Annotated in this window: 16 protein-coding genes; 1 reads left to right on the forward strand and 15 read right to left on the reverse strand. The window is 41.9% G+C overall.

The features are described from left to right. Window positions 1-43 precede the first annotated feature (43 nt). The 8 genes from F8L24_RS05920 to F8L24_RS05955 form a co-directional block, all read right to left on the reverse strand. Complete coding sequence (locus F8L24_RS05920; RefSeq protein WP_294953097.1) at window positions 44-3,343, reverse strand: hypothetical protein; 3,300 nt, start codon at window positions 3,341-3,343, stop codon at window positions 44-46. A gap of 14 nt (window positions 3,344-3,357) precedes the next feature. Beyond that, a complete protein-coding gene (locus F8L24_RS05925; protein WP_294953100.1) occupies window positions 3,358-6,627 on the reverse strand; it encodes a pentapeptide repeat-containing protein in 3,270 nt (1,089 codons plus the stop codon). A gap of 76 nt (window positions 6,628-6,703) precedes the next feature. Continuing rightward, window positions 6,704-7,384: a response regulator gene (locus F8L24_RS05930; RefSeq protein WP_294953103.1), complete on the reverse strand. Its 681-nt coding sequence runs from the start codon at window positions 7,382-7,384 to the stop codon at window positions 6,704-6,706. After that, window positions 7,381-9,231 carry a 7TM diverse intracellular signaling domain-containing protein gene (locus tag F8L24_RS05935; protein WP_294953106.1) on the reverse strand — a complete coding sequence of 617 codons (1,851 nt, stop codon included), beginning with the start codon at window positions 9,229-9,231 and terminating at the stop codon, window positions 7,381-7,383. Before F8L24_RS05935 ends, F8L24_RS05930 begins: the two co-directional genes overlap by 4 nt. Window positions 9,232-9,432: 201 nt before the next feature. Further along, entirely contained in the window at window positions 9,433-10,227 is a 795-nt protein-coding gene (gene trpC / locus F8L24_RS05940) for an indole-3-glycerol phosphate synthase TrpC (protein WP_294953109.1), read from the reverse strand. Between the two features lie 64 nt (window positions 10,228-10,291). Next, window positions 10,292-11,521 carry a hypothetical protein gene (locus F8L24_RS05945; protein ID WP_294953111.1) on the reverse strand — a complete coding sequence of 410 codons (1,230 nt, stop codon included), beginning with the start codon at window positions 11,519-11,521 and terminating at the stop codon, window positions 10,292-10,294. 14 nt (window positions 11,522-11,535) lie between these two features. After that, window positions 11,536-11,916 (reverse strand): YkgJ family cysteine cluster protein, encoded by a 381-nt coding sequence (locus F8L24_RS05950; RefSeq protein ID WP_294953114.1) that lies wholly within the window; start codon window positions 11,914-11,916, stop codon window positions 11,536-11,538. Window positions 11,917-11,994: 78 nt separating this feature from the next. Further along, entirely contained in the window at window positions 11,995-12,693 is a 699-nt protein-coding gene (locus F8L24_RS05955; RefSeq protein WP_294953116.1) for a methyltransferase, read from the reverse strand. Between the two features lie 70 nt (window positions 12,694-12,763). Between F8L24_RS05955 and F8L24_RS05960 the strand changes: the two genes are divergently transcribed. After that, complete coding sequence (locus F8L24_RS05960; protein ID WP_294953119.1) at window positions 12,764-13,519, forward strand: arginyltransferase; 756 nt, start codon at window positions 12,764-12,766, stop codon at window positions 13,517-13,519. Window positions 13,520-13,537: 18 nt separating this feature from the next. Here F8L24_RS05960 and mnmC read toward each other — a convergent pair whose 3' ends face one another. The 7 genes from mnmC to F8L24_RS05995 are packed head-to-tail and all read right to left on the reverse strand — an operon-like array spanning window position 13,538 to window position 19,905. Continuing rightward, window positions 13,538-14,659, reverse strand: a complete 1,122-nt coding sequence (gene mnmC / locus F8L24_RS05965) for an FAD-dependent 5-carboxymethylaminomethyl-2-thiouridine(34) oxidoreductase MnmC (protein ID WP_294953122.1) — start codon at window positions 14,657-14,659, stop codon at window positions 13,538-13,540. 35 nt (window positions 14,660-14,694) lie between these two features. Continuing rightward, the gene (glyS, locus tag F8L24_RS05970) at window positions 14,695-16,743 is read right to left on the reverse strand and encodes a glycine--tRNA ligase subunit beta (protein ID WP_294953125.1); all 2,049 of its coding nucleotides are present in this window, start codon (window positions 16,741-16,743) and stop codon (window positions 14,695-14,697) included. 59 nt (window positions 16,744-16,802) lie between these two features. Next, a complete protein-coding gene (locus tag F8L24_RS05975; protein WP_294953127.1) occupies window positions 16,803-16,982 on the reverse strand; it encodes a hypothetical protein in 180 nt (59 codons plus the stop codon). Continuing rightward, the gene (locus tag F8L24_RS05980; protein WP_294953130.1) at window positions 16,982-17,476 is read right to left on the reverse strand and encodes a tRNA (cytidine(34)-2'-O)-methyltransferase; all 495 of its coding nucleotides are present in this window, start codon (window positions 17,474-17,476) and stop codon (window positions 16,982-16,984) included. Before F8L24_RS05980 ends, F8L24_RS05975 begins: the two co-directional genes overlap by 1 nt. 3 nt (window positions 17,477-17,479) lie before the next feature. Further along, window positions 17,480-18,316: a formyltetrahydrofolate deformylase gene (gene purU, locus F8L24_RS05985; protein ID WP_294953133.1), complete on the reverse strand. Its 837-nt coding sequence runs from the start codon at window positions 18,314-18,316 to the stop codon at window positions 17,480-17,482. A 12-nt stretch (window positions 18,317-18,328) separates the two neighbouring features. Continuing rightward, on the reverse strand, window positions 18,329-19,396 hold the full coding sequence (gene leuB / locus F8L24_RS05990) for a 3-isopropylmalate dehydrogenase (protein ID WP_294953136.1): 1,068 nt from the start codon (window positions 19,394-19,396) through the stop codon (window positions 18,329-18,331). Then, the gene (locus F8L24_RS05995) at window positions 19,396-19,905 is read right to left on the reverse strand and encodes a 3-isopropylmalate dehydratase small subunit (RefSeq protein WP_294953156.1); all 510 of its coding nucleotides are present in this window, start codon (window positions 19,903-19,905) and stop codon (window positions 19,396-19,398) included. Before F8L24_RS05995 ends, leuB begins: the two co-directional genes overlap by 1 nt. Between the last annotated feature and the right edge of the window lie 52 nt (window positions 19,906-19,957).

Genomic DNA, 19,957 nt, shown 5'->3' on the forward strand with positions numbered 1-19,957 from the left:
TTCAGCCGGCTTATAGCGTTTATATACTCCAGGGCGCTCTTCTTTATGGTACTGGCGGTATCCAGACACTGAGAGTTGGTTCATTGTCTTCGGTAGTCTCATAGTTTAGCGCATACACACGTCTCCAGTAGTCCACTTTTATTTTAGCCGTACTGAAACCTTTGGTTGTGACAAGCGGTTCATTCGGTGTAGCAGAATGAGGATCATAAATATCCAGAAAATAGTTTTCACTGTTGGTCGGATCCGATCCCAACTGTTTCAGCACATAAATGAACCCTTTGGATTCTACATTGATATCGAGATAGCTGACACTTAATGTTTCACTTTTTAAATGAAATACACCTGTACCGTTATTAAAGCCCGGAAAATCCAGATAGACCGCACCGAACTGATTGAATGCCCTCAACCTTACAGTTCCAGAACTGGTATATTCCAGTATTACAATATCACCCCCTGGCGACATCGTAAGCAATAGAGGATCATACAAATATTGTGTTTTTGGATCTAATGCTCCCGCACCGGTAACGGTATGGGTTTTAGGCATACTGTGTGCATTGATATACCGATTCGTATCGCTGTCATCACGCGGTGCATCCAAATGGCGAAGTATATGCAGCACACCTGCGTTTGTATCCAGCCCTGCCAATATTTTTTTCTGGGGGCAATAGGCAAACTGTGTGATCGTGTCTGTAATAAATATTCCGATATTGGTTGCAAAATCAATATTAAAGTCATTGGACTGTGAATCAATATCTACATTTCTTACATAGGTCAGTCCCTCTTTTGCTTCAAATACCATGTGCCCGGCCAGTGCATCTGATGTTGTAAGGTCATAGGAAAGCTGCATCATATTTGAACCTGCAAACGATTTTTTTCCCTGATCTGCCGTTGCAAGTACGGCAGAAATATTTTTAATATGATATTGACCCGTACTTAACTCTTTATAGGCGTAGCCTATAGCACCTATCGGATCATTGACTGAAATTTTCAGTAATTCATTTGCTTTTAAATCAGTATCACTGACAGTAGGTGAAGGCAGTAACGCATCTTTTTGTTTCACGTTCCATACATAGTTTCCTGCTGATTTTTCGAGTTGCGCATAATGCTGATAGATACTGTTGCCTCCGATAGGAATCAGATTTTCTATGATTTCGACAATTTGGACACTATCCTCAAAGTTGTTGATTTCTTTTTCCTGGTGCGCCGCAATCCAGTCACCGATCTTTAACTGTACAGCAATATGAATATAGCCTCCGGCCGGTACATCCTTCAAACTAATATCATACGTACTGTATGTGCCTTTGTCCTTTACAGAATGTGAAATACTTTTATTTTTATCCCATGCCAAAGTATAGGGACTGCCTTTGACACTTGTATTGGAAGAAAATGTCAAACGAATCACAATACTGTCTACATTAAGAGGGAAATCGTTGTCTTTGGGATCACTTTTAAGCTGTATTTTCAATGTATGGGTACGGGTGACATCCACACTGTTGACCGCATTGCTGATACGGGCAGCAGAGATTGCATCACTCAGATTCGCCATACCGACTTCTGTAGCCATGGCACGAAAAACAGAACCGACAACAGGCAAAGAATCTTCCAGTACGGCCTCATCAATAGCTTCAAGAAGTATGGTCGTCAATTTTTTACTTCCGCTGAGAAGCAGTGTCGTGGCTATCCCTTTTAAAACACTCACAAGCGCTTCCTCTCCTTTCAAATCCGGATGCCCCAAAAAAGGCTTTGCGGTATTGATAGCAAACTTTGCACCGAGAAGGAGGAGAAGATTCTCGAACGATGCATTACGGTTTATAGTGGCGCCCCACAGAATAAGCAATGAGGGCAATGCCATTTCAAAAGAAATCGTATAGGCTTCTGCATCCGTCAGAATTCTCTGCATATTGCGTTTTTTCTGCGCCTCGTCAATAGCACCGGTTGAATCCTTGTAAAGGTTGGCATAATGTCCATTGTTGAAACTCAATGCGCCCAAAACAAAACGGACCGTATGCACCTTGGAAGTGAGTTTTATCGTAAATTGCTTTTTATAATCCGATACGGGTATCGCCATCAGGGCAAACCGGGGAGAAAGGATCCCTACATTTCTGAAGGCTTTGGTATCGGGAAAAATTTCATTCTCCTGACCGGAATAAATCACATTGTTTTCATTGTCCAGAAAGATGGCATAGAGGCCGACATGCCTGTTGAACGCATTGCTTGCAGTGATATGCAAATTATTTCCGTCCACACTGTTAATGACAATATCCATTCCCTCCGATTTTAAACTTGATGTATCGATGGAGTACTGGATACCCTCATATGATGCAGATTTGCTGGCCAGTGCCTGTGTCCATACTTTTGCCCTTTGCTGGGCAGTATTTAAAACCGGCTGGATAGGCAGCAGTTTGGAAGAAAGCCTTTTATCTGCTGAAAAATACTGAATCACATGATTGATGTCTTGCTGAAGATACACACCAAGGTTCTGACGTAAGGGAAATGTGTAGACAGGATCACCGATATTGTGTATGGTATTCCCGTTTGAGTCAACACTTTTCGTTGTTCGAAGCACAGGGTTTCCGTCAGGGTCTCTGTAAACCTGGTAATAGTACCATCTGCTGTTTCCCAAATGGTTCATCACCAGTTCCAGATTGGTTTCAACAGGTATGGTTTTTCCCTGGCGGGTCCTCCCTGTAAAAATATCATCAAATTTTGATACGGCATAATACATATCGTCACGGGAAAAATGCTTGAACGTCGGTGCACTGAAAATGAGTGCTTTCACTGTTTCACGGGAAGTATCTGAAAACGTAATCGTCTCTTCATTGCTTGTACCGTCAGGCACTATCAGTGCCAATGCCGCCAAGGAATATTGAGGAGGACTTCCTGGTATGATATCGTCTTCATCCAAAGCTTCATACTTGGTTTTCTTATAAAACATATGCATCGCATAATTGTCCTTGGCCGTAGTGGTTTCATAACTGTAGCTAACGCTACCCGAAGAAGATTGTTGGGAGATAGTATTATCTTTGAGAAGCTTGGAAGCCCCGGTATGATTCACAACAAAAAATGTATCGCTCTCTGTGTTATACGGTATGGATGATGGTGTAAAATCTGGAAAATTTTTATCCAGAAATGCCTGTTGATCAGGAGTCAGTCCGGCATAATGGCTTTGTGGGTTTTCCAATAATTTAAACTCAAAAACGATTTTCAGTGTTTTAACAGATATCCCATCACCGACATTGCTCTGTTCGAAATTGTCCGAAGAATTACAGCCCGTAAGCTGTGTTGAAAGGGTTGCGCCTAAACTTAAAGCTATACCGTTTTTTAAAAAATGACGTCGTTTCATGTCGTTTCCTTATTTTATAGTTCACATGATTGATTCGGCTTATTACCGTCTGGACACGTCGTGTCACTGCCTGTTTTTGGAGGGGTGTTGTATCCTGGACAGGTTGCATCGCTATATGGGGATAGAGAAACTTTTGTAGGGTTGGGTGCAAAGAAAGTAAAGTTGAATGTAGCACCGCTTAAGTCACTGCTGTCAAAAGTCACATGGCTAAAATTAATACCATCCATACTTGCCTGATGAAAATCAGCCTGTATCTTCACAACAGGGGATGAAAAATCTGCACCCCGCAAATCGGCATCGGTAAAAACAGCCCCGGTAAAATCCACGCCACTCATATTGCTGCAGCCAAGCAGAGCTCCTGTAAATATCGACTGTGTCAAAGTAGTATCAGAAAGGTTTGTGTCAACAATATCTGTTTCATAATACGGATACATATCGACATTGTTAAACGTACTGCCTGTTAAATCAATACCGGAAAAATCTGCACCCCGCAATATTGAATTGTTGAATGCAGTATGGTCTACCCGGCTTTGTTCTCCCTTGACACTCAAGAGAGAAAGGCTACTGTTTTGAAACTGTGCATAAGAAGCATCCGTATCGATCCATTGGCTTTCTATGAAACTGCTGTTACTATCAAAATGTGCCTGATAAAGGGTACTATTTCTAAACACTGTATGATTAAAGTTGCCATGAGTACACGTAACATATGACAGGTTGGCATCTTCCCAGACTGACCCGCTGGCATCAATACCTGAGAGATCTGCCCCTCTTTTTTGGCTGACACCACCAAATTTCGAGCCAGACATATTGGCATCTCTAAAATCAAGGCTGTAAAAACTGTCTGAAAAACTGGCAGAGCTAAAATCATAAGGGACTAAAAATTCGCTGCTCATATTTTCGACACTGTTGCTTGATGCTATCAGCTCGACAGGCACATTGACAGCTTCTCTGAAACTTGCAGGAGCACAGCCATCCTGAGAAAAAAACTGATTGGAATGAGAAACGATCGGCTTCTCTCCAAAGGTAACATCATCAAACCTGACACAGTACGAAGTATTGTTGGTCCAGGTCAATCCGTTAATGTAACTGCCGCTAAAGTCGGTATGGAAGAGTATAACAGGATTTGTATTCTGGCTCAAAGTAAGATTGACCAACGTAGCGTTTTTAAACGCAACATTATCAAATCCTGCTGCGTGATCGAACGTTACGTTGTCAAGCGTGATTTTATTAAATTTACTGTTGCTTAAATTTACTTCCGTATAAAATGTTCCATGCTGAATATTGCTGTTTATCACAATATTATTTTGACCGGTAGGACTTAAATTTACATTTTTAAGATAGCTCTCTTTTAATGTATTGTTGTTAAAATAAAAAGGATAGGTGGGACTGTCATGAGGGCCTAAGATCAATGCCTCCCAATTCCCGGAACCGTCTGCATTTTTACTATACAGTTTGCCATCACCCGACAGAACGACCACACGGAAAGGATGACTTCCACTGACTGATGTACCACCGCCGATAGAAGGAGATGATATGACACCATTTTGGGGATGCCCCAGATTGGTTAAAGCATTTTCAGAAGCATTGGTAAGACTTCCGGCATACACATCCTCATGATACACAAAAGAAAAATCGGTGAAGACCGCATTCAGATCCACACGTGATCCCACCATAATATCGGTTGACCGTAAATCATTGTTCCTATAATTGATATAGGCTAGTTTGTTGTCTTTGACAAATACAAGCAGGTCATCCCTGTTAATAGATATTTCCGAATCTGTTTTTTGTATGGGATAGCTTGCATGTCCCCAGTCATGGATATAGTTTGGAGCATTCCCATAACGCGAATCACGTGCTTTGTTATATTTATTGTAAAAATAACGTGTCCAGGTATGCAGTGTCCCTTTCATATCCTGACAGGCTACCGTTACATATAGTTCATTGCTCGAAGAGGATCCTCCATGATTTTTGTAAGTGGCATCCGGATTGCTTTCACATACCTGAGTGCCTTCGATTCTATACCATGTTTCTTTGACTTTTGCAGGTCCTTTAATGTCAGCACCATGCTTCAAGTATTCATAAACATATCCATCACTTGCTTTGACAAACACTGAAAACCCGGCGACAAAATTATTGGGTACAACACTCGGAGGGGAAACAATCTTCAGACCGTTTGGAAGAAATGGCTGCACGCCATAGGCATAAGGGTCTTTATGACTGTTAAACAGTACCAATCTGTTATTATTATCGACCGCAGCAGTTAAATCATAATCATAATTGCTTTTTTCACCGAACAGATTGGTAATGGAAGGTTGGGAGACAATCACGGGACTGAATGTCAGTGCGCTGCCGAATTCTCCCGTATAGAATACCGTACGTGTCATATCTGCATAGTTAAAATTAGCCCCTTTAAAGGTACATTTCCAAAAAACGGTATGGGAAAGATTTGCATCTATAAAACTGACCCCGTCGAAATTGGTATTTTCAAAGACAGAATAACTCAGGTCAGACGCATCAAGATTTGCCAATTCCATATTCAACGGTGGTTTATTTTCATTTCCGAATTCATCACGATCCTGGTTTTGTATTTTAAAGAAATCGCTTTGTGTTATATCAAGTTTTTTCAAATACGATTCTTCCAGGCGCAACGAAATCTCACTGTCTACAAACGTATTTGAAAAAGCAAGATGAGACAAGTTCAGACCGAATAAATTGCACCCTTTGCAGATATCGAAAGATATCACTGTTTTTTTTGCTAATATTCTATTCTGCAACCCGCCAGAAGTATTTTGGGGTGTTACTGGTGTTGCCAATGATGAAGTTTCTTCTTTAGGATAGAAAAATACTGTATGAGATTTACCGCTGCCGTTACGGAGCGTATATCTGTAAATACCCTGTTTCAGATTCACAGTATGACAGCCTTGTGTCATATCCAAATAGCGTGTTTCATTTTTGTCTGCAATGATCAAATCATATCCAGCACCCAAATCATTTTCAAAACAGTAGGTATGTAAAGACTCTCTGTCAATATACACATCAAAAGCATCTGCACCTATCGGAGGAATGTCATTTTTATGACTCTTCTGTGACTCGAGGTTTAACACAATTTTATTTGATGAAGTTACGGTATACCTGGCTAAATCTCCGCTGCTTTCCGTAATGATACCCGCTGGAGCGATTTCTTTTTCAGCTGGAACCACTTTTTCAGGAGCATTTGTATTGCTGTTACAGGCCAGCAGTATAAAAGTACTGTACAACATAATAATTATTTTATATTTATTCATAAATAATCCTTTTTTATCTTAATAAAAAAGTATAACCTATAAGAATTAGATTGAAATTAGAATACTGGATATTCTCTTAGACTGATGACTCGCATAAAAGGATATATCCGACGTTGGGGATATTGTTAATATGAATATGAGGAACTTTTTTTCTTAACCGATAGGTCAGTTCGCGAAGCGAAGATATGTGTTCATGCCCATCCCCCCAAATCATTTCAATCAGCTGTTCCACGCTGATATGCGCATTTTTATACCGTATCAAAGCATCAAAGCATAACTGCTCTTTCTGACTCAAAACAATATAGTTGTCCTTGTAGTACAGATCTTTTGTTTCAATGTTATAGGTATATCCGTTGCAGTATATCGTGTCAGGTGCTATCGTTCGTTCAGGAGACATTTGACTTTCGCTTACCATCAAAATCGCTTCTATATCACTCTCTACAACAGGTTTTATAATGTATCCCAAAGGTTTGACAAACAGTGCCTGCCGTATGGTGTGACTGTCTTTAAAAGAGGTTAAAAAAATAAAACCGACATGTGCATATTTGGCATGTATTCTTTCTGCCAACTGCAAACCGTCAATTGAACCGTTGATCTGAATATCCATGAAAACAAGGTCTACTGACTGGTGTTGAACACATTCCAATGTATCTTCGGCATTGTCAAAAATCCCTACAACGGTATGTCCGAAATCACTAATGGTTTCCTGTAAAAAAAGTGCCGTAATACCTTCATCTTCCACAATAACGATTTTCATAACAATATACTTCCGGGAAATGTGATTTTATGGTGCAGGCCCTGGCTGTTGTATGTCTCTATATCTCCCTTGAGCTGATATCCTGCCAGTGATTGAACCAGCTTGAAACCAAATCCTTCTTTTGCCTTCTCCAATTTTACTCCTTTACCATTATCATACACTTCAAGTATGACTGCATCATGCTTTACAGTATACATCTTAATAGCAATATTTTTACTGCTTTGGTGCGCAGGAAAAGCATATTTTACAGCATTGGTGACCAGTTCATTGATAATAAGCCCCATGGGAACAGCTGTTTCAAGCGTCAGTCGGATCTTTTCACACTGAATCATAAAAAGAATATCATTATATTCCAGACTATGCTGTAATTCTTCTACCAGATCATGTGTATATTCCTGCATATTTACGGCAGTCAGATCATCTGACTGGTAGAGTTTTTCATGGATCATGGCCATAGATTTAATACGCTGGTTGGTATCGGCTAAAATATCTTTTGATTCTTTTTGGATGACACGTCTGATCTGCAGTGACAACAAGCCCGAAATAATTTGCAGATTATTCTTTACCCGGTGATACAATTCACGAAAAAGTATATTTTTATTATTGATTTCAATAAAAAGTTCTTTATTTTTTTCATCCAGGTCGAAGGTACGTTCCCTCACTTTGTCTTCCAGATGTACATTGAGTTCTCTTAGCTCGCCTTCTGTACAGGTTAATTTTGAAAATACTTCATTATAACGATATGCCAGGGCAAAAGACAAAAGTGCCAACTCAAAGAAAGCACCTATCTGCGGTGCATAAAGAGAAAACCGATTCATATGAATCAATCCCATATTCTGCATTTCCCCCGAGAGTCCCCCTATGAGCAGAAAACTCCATGCCGAGACAAAAAATTTCGATGCCATCGTTCTGTATCTGTATAAAATATAGATACTGATCAAAAACAAAAGCACAATATTGAGCATGGAAAGAATGGTAATAAGGATAATACTTACATTATAGGAAAGAAAGAATATGGATATCATCGTAAAGAGGAAAAGGTATTTGAATCGATTCAACATTAACGCCAATACAGCATTATACCGTTCCAGTTCGAGGAACAATACCGTAAATTGAATGGAATAATAATTCGTTAAACTAAATACAATAGGAATAAAATAGTGATTTATCGCAGGATAGTGCGGATAAAAATATTCAAATGCCAGACCGTTCAGACCCAACTGAAGTGCCAGATGGAACATATGGAAAACAACATAATACAGATAAACCCATTCTTTAATCATTAAAAACAAAATAAAATTATACATAAGCATAATCAATACAGCCCCATAATAAAGTCCCAAAAAAAGCCCGTTCTGAGATACATTGCTGTAGTACTCTTTCAGGGAAAAATGCCGTATACCAATATTCAGGGATGAGTTGGAACTGAATTTAAACAGTATTTCTTTTTTTTCAAAAGCCTTTAACGTATAAGGTATGACAAAATCATTTGTTTTTATCTTCCTTGTATCAAAAGGAGTGAGATCTCCTGTCATGTACTCTTTTTCAAAATGACCGTTTTTATGTACATACACAGTAATATAGTCATGTAGAGGATAGGGGAACTCCAACATTTCAGATATATTTTTGTTCGCCAAATTCTGTACATTGACATAAATCCATACATTGCCTTCGGTAAATCCCAAAGTTGCATTTTTTTGTGTCAATACACTAAACCTGTTTCTATTGTGGTAAGCCTCTTCAACAGACCAGTGATGTGATTTATCAACATAGTAGCGTGCCACTAATTTTGTATTTTGCCCGAACAGATAAAATGTAAACATAAAAAATAGCAATGCATATTTCATACTGCCCCTTAATTATATTTTATTATAATATATTTAAATAAAATATCTCAATATAATTTTTAATTCATTGATTTTTCAAAAAAATATAGCTAAGGGCTTGGAAGATAACAATAATTTGAAACAAACAGTAGATTATTTGCTAAAAAAGAAGAGGGACAAACACATCACAGCGCTGTCGGGAGACAACACCCTGTGCGAAACTTATTTTCCGTATTTTACAGATCTGATAGCAGCGGTAATATCATCCTGTCGCATAAAATGCTCTCCTACAAGAAAAGCATCCGCACCCATTTTGGAAATTTCTACAACTGTTTCATGGTCATTGATACCGCTTTCCGCCACAATGATCTTGTTATTCGGAATAAGAGGAATAAGTTTTTCAGTCAGTCGCATATCCATCTCGAAAGTTTCAAGATTTCGGTGGTTGATGCCGATGATGGTCGCGCCGGCGAACATTGCTTTGATAAGATCGCTCTTGTCATGTATCTCTACCAGAACTTCCAGTCCAAGGTGCAGTGCATATTCGTAAAGTGTTTTAAGCTCTTTACGGGAAAGGGCTTTGGCAATAAGCAATATATAGTCCGCACCGAAAGCCAGTGCCTCGACGATCTGGTATTTGTCTACGATGAAATCTTTCCTGAGCAGAGGAATACTGACATAGCGGCGTACCATTCCAAGGTATTCTTTGTCACCCTGAAAGAAATGCGGTTCGGTTAAAATGGAAAGAGAATCTGCACCGCCTTTTTCATATGCCTGTGCAATGACCATCGGGTCAAAATCTTCACGGATAACCCCCTTGCTCGGGCTTGCTTTTTTTACTTCAGCAATGATACGGTAGGGATTCTCTTCTGTTGAACGCAGTGCTGTCTGCACATCTTTTGGTACAAAAGGATTAAAGGCAAGAGAACGCCCCAGCCATTCTACCGGATAGTCTACTTTTCTCTTTGCAAGATCTTCTTTTGTCTTTTTGATAATTTCATCTAAAATCTGAGCCATAATTTTCTCACTAAAATTTTTGCCGTATTATACCCCAACACGTACTCGCTAACGCTGAACGTTTTTACTTGCATTCCTGTATTTTCTTCCAGTGTTCTGCAATTTCCGGTTCTTTCAGTCCTTCCTCATCAACCACTTTCTTCATAAGAGCCTGTGCTTCCCGGCACCGTTTTTCTTTGTAATATCCCCAGGCAAGCGAATCAAGATAATACGTATTGTCAGGCTGCTGCACCAGAGCATCTTCAATGACTTTGATCCCTTTCTTCACATCAATTTCCTTATCGATGAGGGTATATCCGTAATAATTCAGGTAGATACTGTCATCCTCTCCCATCTGTATGGCTTTTTCAAAATAGGAAAGTACATTTTTGATCATTTTTTTGTCATTTTTGTTTTTTGATTTTTCAAACAGCAATATACCTTTTTCGGCAAGCCATCTAGGATCTTTCTGCTCTGCATAAAGCTTGTCTGTCAGCAAAAAAGCTTTATTGAAAAGTTTTTTCCGTTTATAGAGTTCATAGAGAATATAATCGGCTTTTTCATCTTTCACTTTTTCAAGATAAGCAATTGCCCCGTCAAGATCTCCTTTAAAAGCATAGGCATCGATCGCTTTTTTAAGATATTTTTCCTTTTTGTCTTTTTCATACAGTGCTTTATAGGTGCTGATAACACCGTCCACATCATTCTCTTTGACATAAAGATCCAAAAGCTTTAAATACACTGCATCAGAAGTAAGCACATTCATACGCCGATGTGTTTCAAGCATCTGTATCGCTTTCTTTCGCTCGCCTGTGTATTCGTCCATAATACTGCTCAGACGCAACAGTACACGTTCATTGGAAGTTTTACTGTATACCTTTTCCAGAAGCATTGCTGCCTTTTTAAAATTTCCGCTGTAAAGATAGGGATTGGAAGCCAAATCGATATCTTCCGGTTTACTGGAGCGTTTTAGAAGAATTTCGGCTTCACTTTTGGCATCCTGCACCCTTTTTGCAGTAAGATACAGAGGGATCAGCAGCCGTCTGACTTCAAGTGTATCAGGATGTGCCTCATCCCATGTTTTCAATTGTTTGATAGTCTCATTGATGTAAATATTTCCCATCAGTGAAGAGGCAGCTTCTCTAAACAGGTATTCTTTGTCACCTGTCCTGGTATAGAGTGTTTTAAAGACTTCATAACTGAGGTCGTATGCTTTATATTCTTCGAACAAAAGTCCCTGGATAATAAGTGTATCATTGCTGACAACATTCAGCTCTTTAGCCTGCCCTGTACCTGTCAATAGGAGTACAGCCATAACAATAGATTGTATTATACGATTCCCGGACACTCTTTTTTCACCTCTTTTTCATCATGTTTAAACTGTTCCCAAAAGGGAAAAGTGCGACATTGCAACGGTCGCACAGGATAGATAGAACACCGTTCTTTCGTTTCATCGAAAAAGATACAGGCATAATTGTCTTCTGCCAGTTTCTTTTCGACCAGCGAATAACGGTGTTTCACTTTTTTCAGATACATTGTAGCGAATTCCGCTACCGAAAGGTTAACAAACGCTGCCATATTCACGATCTCATCATACTTTGCCCAGATATAACCGCTCTCTCCCGTACAGCAATGCCCGCCGCATTCTTCACATGCCGAGGGATCGAACTTGTAGTTGTATCCTTCTTTTTCCATCAGCTTGTCATTCATATTTGTTTTTCCGTTTACTCTTTAATTGGTGCATGGTTACGCACCCTACATTATCAATCTTCCATTTTCGATCTTTCATCAGCCAAATTCTCCTTTGATACTGTGTGTATCGGCTTTTTCGAATGCCTTCATCGCTTGGGGGGTATAGTCATTGTTCTCATCAAAAACCACCAACGGAGGCAGGATCTGCGTCATAGACTTCGAATTGTTCCTGGCCGCGATGAAAACCAGTTTTGACTCTCTGTCCATCTTGGAATGTACGAACTGTATCTTCTCAGGGTTTATAGCATTTATTTTCAAATGATGCAAGAGCAGATCGATCTGCTTGGCATCATAACAGAAAATAAACCAGCCTTTCGGCTTCAGGAAAGTTTTGACCCGTCTGACAAAAGCTTCAATGGGAAGGTGGTGCGCATAACGGGCAATATTGAGGTGGCTGTTCTCACTCTGTGTGACCCTCGGGTCATAAAAAGGCGGATTGGAAACAATGTAGTCGAAACGGTCTTCTGTTTCCAGCCCGGTAAAATCTCCCAAATGGCTTTTTGCGGTTAACCCGTTGAGAACAAAATTGTGCCTGGCATAGTTCAACATGTTTTCCTGTTTGTCGATAATGCTCGTCTCAATCTTGAAATCACGGGTCAACAACAGAGAAATGATCCCCACTCCACAGCCGACATCCAGCAAAGAACCCTTCGGAGTGAAAGAATAAATGAAATCATAGAGAAAAATGGAGTCGCTGTTGTAACAGTAACCCGATGTCGGCTGGTAAAGAAACACAAAGACTCCCAAAAAAATATATGCATTGAAAATATATGAATTTTACAACAATTTGAGTATAATCGCGATTATGAATGAAGAACTTGACTTACTCAACCCGCCATCGACAGATTTTTCCATGCTGGACTATGACTGTGCCTACATTCCGGGCAATCAGGTTCGTATGCATTACAAATATGTCGACCGGGCCAATAAAAAATTTGCCACCGCTGTGATCCAACGGGGATGGAGACGTTTCGGAAAATACTATTTTCATCCTGTTTGCAACGGATGCAATGAATGCAAGAGTCTCCGTATCAATGCCACTAACTATCATTACAGCAAATCACAGCGGCGTACGATCAAAAAGAACAAAGAAACAAAAATTATCGTTCAGAAACCGACGCTCACGGTTGCCCATCTTGATCTTTACAACAAATACCATGCCTACAAACATAAAAAAGACGGCTGGAGCTACCGCAATATCTCACAAAGGGAATACAATGAAAATTTTGTTGAGGGAGCACAGGATTTTGGCAAGGAAGTGCTTTACATTGTCGATGACAAACTTGTAGGTGTTGACCTCATTGATATCCTCGAAGACGGCATCAGCGCTATCTATTTCTATTACGACCCGGACTATGCGCATCTCTCACTGGGGACTTTCTCTCTGCTTTACCAGATCAAACTAGCCAAGATACTGGAACTTCCCTGGATCTATCTGGGTTACTGGGTAGAAGGCTGCAAAGCTTTTGCCTACAAACCGAAGTTCCAGCCGCAGGAAATACTGGATGGGTTTCCGCACATCTCGCAAATACCCGAATGGGAACCGTGGAACCAAGTGTAGGGCGCGTAACCACGCACCCTACAGTTTTCTGCACCACTTTAAAAAGAGTCTATCCGGATTCACCCTCGGGTCTATCTCTTTCCCCTCAACAATCATCTCAGCCAACCACTCTGCCATCAGTGGGGCGAAGACAAATCCCCTTCCTCCGAGACCGTTGCAGATATAAAGATTTTTCACATGTTTCAACGGGGGTTTTGCCCCTCGAAGTACTGCCGGACAGCTCTCGAACATATAGGGTACATCGATCACTTTTCCGGCCAGGGGAAAGTAGTCTTTGGAACCCGAACGCATCCCGCAAAAAGTTTCTTTGAGCTTGAAGTCAGAAGTATCGACCATTTCTGCTGCTTTCTCTTCCAGGACCTGAAGCGGTTTTCCGTTACAAACGATACAGGGTTCTTTGGCCTTGACATGCGTCGCCCCTATTTTGATGATGCCGTTGACATTGGCGGAAACAGAAATGCTTTTATGCATACTGACTTTCAGGTCAAGCTCGCTTTCATAGTCACCGCGGCTTCCCCAGGTGCCTCTGACCCCCATATAGCGCATGTCGAAGAGTGTGTTTTGGTAACCGGTGGAAAGTATTATATTCTTGGTACTGAGTGTTGCACCTTGAGCATTGAGGATCGTCCAGTGAGCATTCTCATAAATGAGTTGATTGACATCGAACTGTTGAAAAGATATCTGTGCAACAATGGCATTGCAGAGTTCAGGTGCATCGCATACACCTGCCTCCTCAAAAAGAAAACTGTCCTGGGCATTGTGAATACCGAGTGCTTCCAATGCTTCTTTGCTGACCCACCTGTAGTGTGATTCATTAAATGCCTCATACAGAGAGAACTTCCCGGCATCCTCCGCATCTTTGGGAATACGTATTACACCTGTCTGATGAAAGTAATCCGGAAAATACTCAAGGTAGAACGCTTGGGAAAAATGAAAGGCTTCATTGGTGAGTTTCTGAAGCGGAGACCCCTTGCCGATCTTGGGAGAAACAAACGCACCCGCCGCACCGGAACCCCCGCTGGCCGCCATACTGCTCCGGTCGACTAAAAGGACTTTCTGTCCTTTTCGCTGTAAAACAAATGCGGCACAACACCCCGCAATACCCGCTCCGATCACGATGGTGTCATAAACTTGAGACATATTATCTCACTCACTTTATTGAATTTGTCACTTTGCTAAACAGAGATCTCTTTAATATCCGCGATATTCTTGAAAGTTTTATAGATAGACCCGATCGTATGCAGTCTGTTGGTTTTCAGTGCCTCGTCCTCCGTATTGACCATAACATCGTCAAAATAGGTATCAAGTTCACGTTTCAAGCCGAAAAGTGCTTCAAGACGTGTTCTGTAATCAGGAAAATTCTGGTGTATCACTTTTTCATAGGCTGTATAAAGAGCTACTTCCGCTTCTTCTTTGAAAAGTGACACATCAATTTTCAGATCACCATCGAGGTCCACATCTTTGGAAATGTTCGCCACACGTTTGAAGGTAGAGAATTGTTCTTTGAAGGTATCTGCAGAAACGATCTCGTTAAGTGCCGCTACTTTTTTGGCGATCTCGTTAATATCGAGTTCACCGCTTGCCAGTACCGCAGCGATGACTGACGGATTGGCATCGAGTGATTTGTTGATACGCTCAATGATGAAGGCTTTGAGTTCATTTGTATCGAATACTTCATACTCCGATTTGAGCAGTTCAATGCTGTCATCAATATTGAACGTAATATCATTGTCTGTCACAATACGGACGATACCGTTCACCGCACGTCTCAGCGCGAAAGGGTCTTTAGAACCGGTCGGAATCTTGCCGACGGAGAAAAGTCCGAAGAGGGTATCGAGTTTGATGCTCATGGCCACGATGGAAGCGAAAAGTGACGATGGAAGTTCGGCACCCTCGCCCACGGGCATGTACTGTTCCCTGATCGCATTGTAGACCAGGGGGTCTTCACCCAATGCTTTGGCATAATAATAGCCCATCAGTCCCTGAAGTTCAGTGAACTCGTAAACCATTTCGCTCATGAGGTCCGCTTTGGCCAGCTCAACAGCTCTGTCCATCAGTTTTTCAAGTTCTGCGGAACTTTTACCGGTCTGGGCTTCAAGTCTATCCATGTAGAGCGCAAGCAGTCTGACCGCAATACTTTTTTCTCTTTTGATCTTGTCGGCAAGAGAACCAAGCCCGTCAATGAACTGTACTTTTTCAAGACCGTCCGTAGAGAGTCCGTTCCTGAGGTCATTTTTGTAAAAGAAAAGTCCGTCTGCAAGTCGGGGCCTGAGTACCCTCTCATTCCCGGCAATCACTTTGGAGTAGTCATCGGTATAGGCATTGCTGACCACTACGAATCTGTTGGTGATCTTCCCGTGTTCAAATACCGGGAAATAACGCTGATGCTCTTTCATGGAAGTGATGATCACTTCAGGCGGCAGCTCAAGAAAAAGTTCATCGAAACTTCCTACCAGTGCTTTGGGATTTTCCGTAATGGCAACGACCTCGGCAAGCAGAGACCTGTCTCTTTCGATGAGAATGCCGTATTCTGCTTCCAGGGCATCGAATTCCGTCAGGATGACCGCTTCTCTCTCTTTGGGATGCAGGAGTACCGCACCCTCTGCCAATATCGTTTCATAAGCCTCTATACTCGGCACTTCCACTGCATCGTAACTGACCATACGGTGTACATAAGTCTTCGTACCGGACTGTACCCCGAAAAGTTCTACAGGAATGGAATCTTCGCCCATGCGTACCTGAAGCCATCTGACGGGTCGGATGAATTCATCACTTCTGCTTCCCCAGCGCATCATTTTTCCAAAGGACATGGATGCGATCCACTTCTCCAGCATTTCCTGAAGCAACGCAGCTGTCTGGGCACCTTTCTCCTCTTTTTTGAAGTAAAGTACTTCTCTGCCATTGTTGTCGGCACGCCCGAGTGCTTCAAAACCCACACCGCATTTTCTGGCAAATCCTTCAGCCGCCTTGGTCGGAACACCGTCTTTGATGGCGGCCGCGACCGGAGGTCCCATCAGTTCAATGGTCTGATCTTCCTGTTTTTCAGGCATGTCGGCATGCTTGAGTACCAGACGTCTCGGAGTATAGATAAATTCAAAGTCATTGTCGAGTTTGTAGTTTTCAAGGATCTTTTTCCAGGATTTTTCAATGTTGGATACGATCTTGAGCAGTGGGATGGCGGGAAGTTCTTCTACGCCGATCTCGATAAGTAGTGGTTGTGTCATATGGAAAGTCCTATACAAATAATAACATTTATTCTATCGAAATGTTGGTAAATAGGGGGTTAGTCCTCTTTGGACTCCGGCTGTTTGTCCACGATGTAATCCTCTTCATATTCGTCCGCCAGATCTTTGCGTCGTTCCTGCGCATCAAATTTGGACCTGAAATTGTTTCTGATAATGACAAACGTCATGTAGGCAAAAAGAATGACAGCAACAATATAGACATAATCTCCAAAAGACATCAACCTTCCTTTAAACTGTTTTGAATCGTGATTTTTTCAAAACCTTCATAGTTTTTGCGCAGTGCATCATACATAACCACGCCTACACTTACGCCGAGGTTCAAACTTCTGCCTTTGCCTCCCATGGGAATGGTAATACATTGCTCCGGATGTGCCAAAAGTACTTTTTCATCTATTCCTTTTGTTTCTGAACCAAAGAGAATGTAATCCCCTTTTTGAAACGGCGCATCAAAATACAGGTTGTCCGTTTTAGTGGTTGCCATATAGGAATGCATACCAATCGGGTGTGCAGTCAGAAAATCGTCAAAATTTTCCCAGACAACAAGATCAAGATGTTTCCAATAATCCAGCCCTGCCCGTTTGACTGCTTTATCGTCAATATCGAAACCAAGCGGCTTGACAAGATGCAGCGTTGCGCCCAGATTGACACATAAACGTCCAATGGTACCTGTGTTTTGCGGTATTTTCGGTTCTACAAGGACAATATTGAACATATTTTAAAAAATAACCGTTTTGTTTCCGTTGACAAAGACTCTGTCATGAAGCACCAGAGCCAATGCCCTGGAGAGAACGATCTTTTCTACATCCCGTCCGGCTTTTTGCATATCTTTCCACTCAAAACGGTGGTTTACCGGTATGACATCCTGTGCAATGATCGGCCCTTCATCAAGATCGTTGGTCACAAAATGCGCTGTAGCACCGATGATCTTTACCCCTCTCTCATAAGCCTGTTTGTAAGGATTGGCTCCGATAAAAGCCGGGAGGAAGGAATGGTGAATATTGACTATCTTTTTCTCATAGGCTTCTACGAATGCAGGCGTGAGTATCCGCATATATTTGGCAAGCACCATATAGTCAAACTTGAACTGGTCGATACACGCCATCACCTTTGACTCATGTTCTTCTCTGCTGAGTCCTTCCGCAGAAATATAGAAAAAAGGGATATCAAAACGTTTCACAAGCGTTTCGAGCGTATTATGGTTGGCAATAACGCACTCAATGGTCGCATCAAGCTCACCGTCCGCATGCCGGACCAAAATATCTCCAAGCGCATGAGACTCTTTCGTAGCAAGCAGAATGATCTTTTTGTCACTTGGCTCGATGACACGGATACGGGCATCAGCCGGAACCACGGATGCCAGTTCATCATGAAGTTCCTCAACATCAAAATGCCCCGAAACCACCGTCCTCATAAAGAAACGTTTGTACTCTTTGTCGACAAATTCCCGGTTGTTGTCAATGTTCAGGCCCCTGTCATAAAAGACTTTGGAAATTTGGTAGACCAGACCTTTGGCATCTTCACAGTCTATCAGAACCCTTGCGCGTTTTTCCATACTATGCAATACCTATTTGGAGACATAATTGGCGATAATATCGCCCATCTCTGTACAGCTGCAGATCTCTTTGGCATCATAATCACCGATATCACCGGTTCTGTAGCCTTCTGCAAGTGCTTTCCTGATCGCTTCGTCGATCTTGTCTGCCGCTTCACTTTCACCCAGTGCATAGCGCAGCATCATACTTGCACTCGAGATCGTTGCAAGCGGATTGGCGATACCCTGCCCTGCGATATCCGGTGCCGAACCGTGTATCGGTTCAAAAAGTCCTACTCCTTTGCCCGTACTCGCACTCGGAAGAAGACCAATAGAACCTGAGAGCATGGAAGCTGCATCGGAAAGAATGTCACCAAAAATGTTCCCTGTCAAGATCACATCGAACTGTTTTGGGTCACGAATGAGCTGCATGGCCGCATTGTCGACATACATATGCGACAGCTCCACTTCCGGGTAGTCTTTCGCAACTTCTTCAACGATCTCCCTCCAGAACTGGCTGACTTCAAGTACATTCGCTTTGTCTACGGAACAGATACGTTTGTTTCGTTTCATAGCGATATCAAATGCCACGACCGCGATACGTTTTACCTCTTCTCTTGTATAGATCATTGTATTGAACGCTTTGTCTGCATGAAGTTCTCTGGGCTGGCCGAAGTAGATACCGCCTGTCAGCTCACGTACCACCATAATATCCACACCCTGGATCACTGCAGGCTTGAGACTTGAAGCATTTACCAGTTCGTCATAGACCATTGCCGGTCTAAGATTGGCAAAGGTTCCCATCTCTTTACGCAGCCCCAGCAGTCCGGTCTCAGGTCTGAGATGACGCTCCAGGTTGTCCCATTTCGGCCCGCCTATGGCACCAAAGAGTACCGCATCACACTTTTTAACACCCTGAATGGTCTCATCAGGAAGCGGCACACCCGTCGCATCGATCGCAGCACCGCCCAGCAACATCTCTTCATATTTGAGGTTGAACCCCTGGGAAACAGAAACAGAATCAAGTACCTTGATTGCTTCATCGACAATTTCAGGGCCTATTCCGTCACCTTTGATCACACCAATTCTATATGTTTTCATTATTTTGCTCCTGCTTCTATCTCTTTTTTTGCGAATTCTATTAGTCCGCCCGTATTGACAAGTTCCTGCATAAATTCAGGGATCGGAGTAAACTTGTACGTCTTAGCCTGTGTGACATTGATGATTTCACCCGAATTCATATCGATTCTGACGACATCACCCTCTTCTATTTCTCCTGCTTCCGGCAGTTCAAAAATAGGCAGCCCCATATTGAAGGCATTCCGGTAAAAAATACGTGCGAATGTTGGTGCAATCACTGCATTGATTCCCGCTGCCTTGAGTGCAATGGGAGCATGTTCACGGCTTGATCCGCATCCGAAATTCTCACCCGCCACAATGATGTCACCTTCGTCCATTTTGGCAACGAACTCCGGATCGGCATCTTCCATAACATGTTTCGCCAGTTCTGAAGGCTCACTTGTATTCAAATATCTTGCTGCGATGATCAGATCCGTATCGACATTATCACCAAATTTCCAAACTTTACCTTGCAAAGTTGTATCCTTTATTCAGGGTATAAACCCGTAAAAATTTTCGCGATTATAGCCAAAAAACTGAAAT

The sequence above is a fragment of the Sulfurovum sp. genome (genome assembly GCF_015493435.1).
In the GTDB taxonomy this organism is placed as follows: Bacteria; Campylobacterota; Campylobacteria; order Campylobacterales; family Sulfurovaceae; genus Sulfurovum.

Coding starts and splice junctions, on each gene's coding strand:
- F8L24_RS05920 (WP_294953097.1), bottom strand. CDS start 3,343: ATGAAACGACGTCATTTTTTAAAAAACGGTATAGCTTTAAGTTTAGGC.
- F8L24_RS05925 (WP_294953100.1), bottom strand. CDS start 6,627: ATGAATAAATATAAAATAATTATTATGTTGTACAGTACTTTTATACTG.
- F8L24_RS05930 (WP_294953103.1), bottom strand. CDS start 7,384: ATGAAAATCGTTATTGTGGAAGATGAAGGTATTACGGCACTTTTTTTA.
- F8L24_RS05935 (WP_294953106.1), bottom strand. CDS start 9,231: ATGAAATATGCATTGCTATTTTTTATGTTTACATTTTATCTGTTCGGG.
- trpC (WP_294953109.1), bottom strand. CDS start 10,227: ATGGCTCAGATTTTAGATGAAATTATCAAAAAGACAAAAGAAGATCTT.
- F8L24_RS05945 (WP_294953111.1), bottom strand. CDS start 11,521: ATGGCTGTACTCCTATTGACAGGTACAGGGCAGGCTAAAGAGCTGAAT.
- F8L24_RS05950 (WP_294953114.1), bottom strand. CDS start 11,916: ATGAATGACAAGCTGATGGAAAAAGAAGGATACAACTACAAGTTCGAT.
- F8L24_RS05960 (WP_294953119.1), top strand. CDS start 12,764: ATGAATGAAGAACTTGACTTACTCAACCCGCCATCGACAGATTTTTCC.
- mnmC (WP_294953122.1), bottom strand. CDS start 14,659: ATGTCTCAAGTTTATGACACCATCGTGATCGGAGCGGGTATTGCGGGG.
- glyS (WP_294953125.1), bottom strand. CDS start 16,743: ATGACACAACCACTACTTATCGAGATCGGCGTAGAAGAACTTCCCGCC.
- F8L24_RS05975 (WP_294953127.1), bottom strand. CDS start 16,982: ATGTCTTTTGGAGATTATGTCTATATTGTTGCTGTCATTCTTTTTGCC.
- F8L24_RS05980 (WP_294953130.1), bottom strand. CDS start 17,476: ATGTTCAATATTGTCCTTGTAGAACCGAAAATACCGCAAAACACAGGT.
- purU (WP_294953133.1), bottom strand. CDS start 18,316: ATGGAAAAACGCGCAAGGGTTCTGATAGACTGTGAAGATGCCAAAGGT.
- leuB (WP_294953136.1), bottom strand. CDS start 19,396: ATGAAAACATATAGAATTGGTGTGATCAAAGGTGACGGAATAGGCCCT.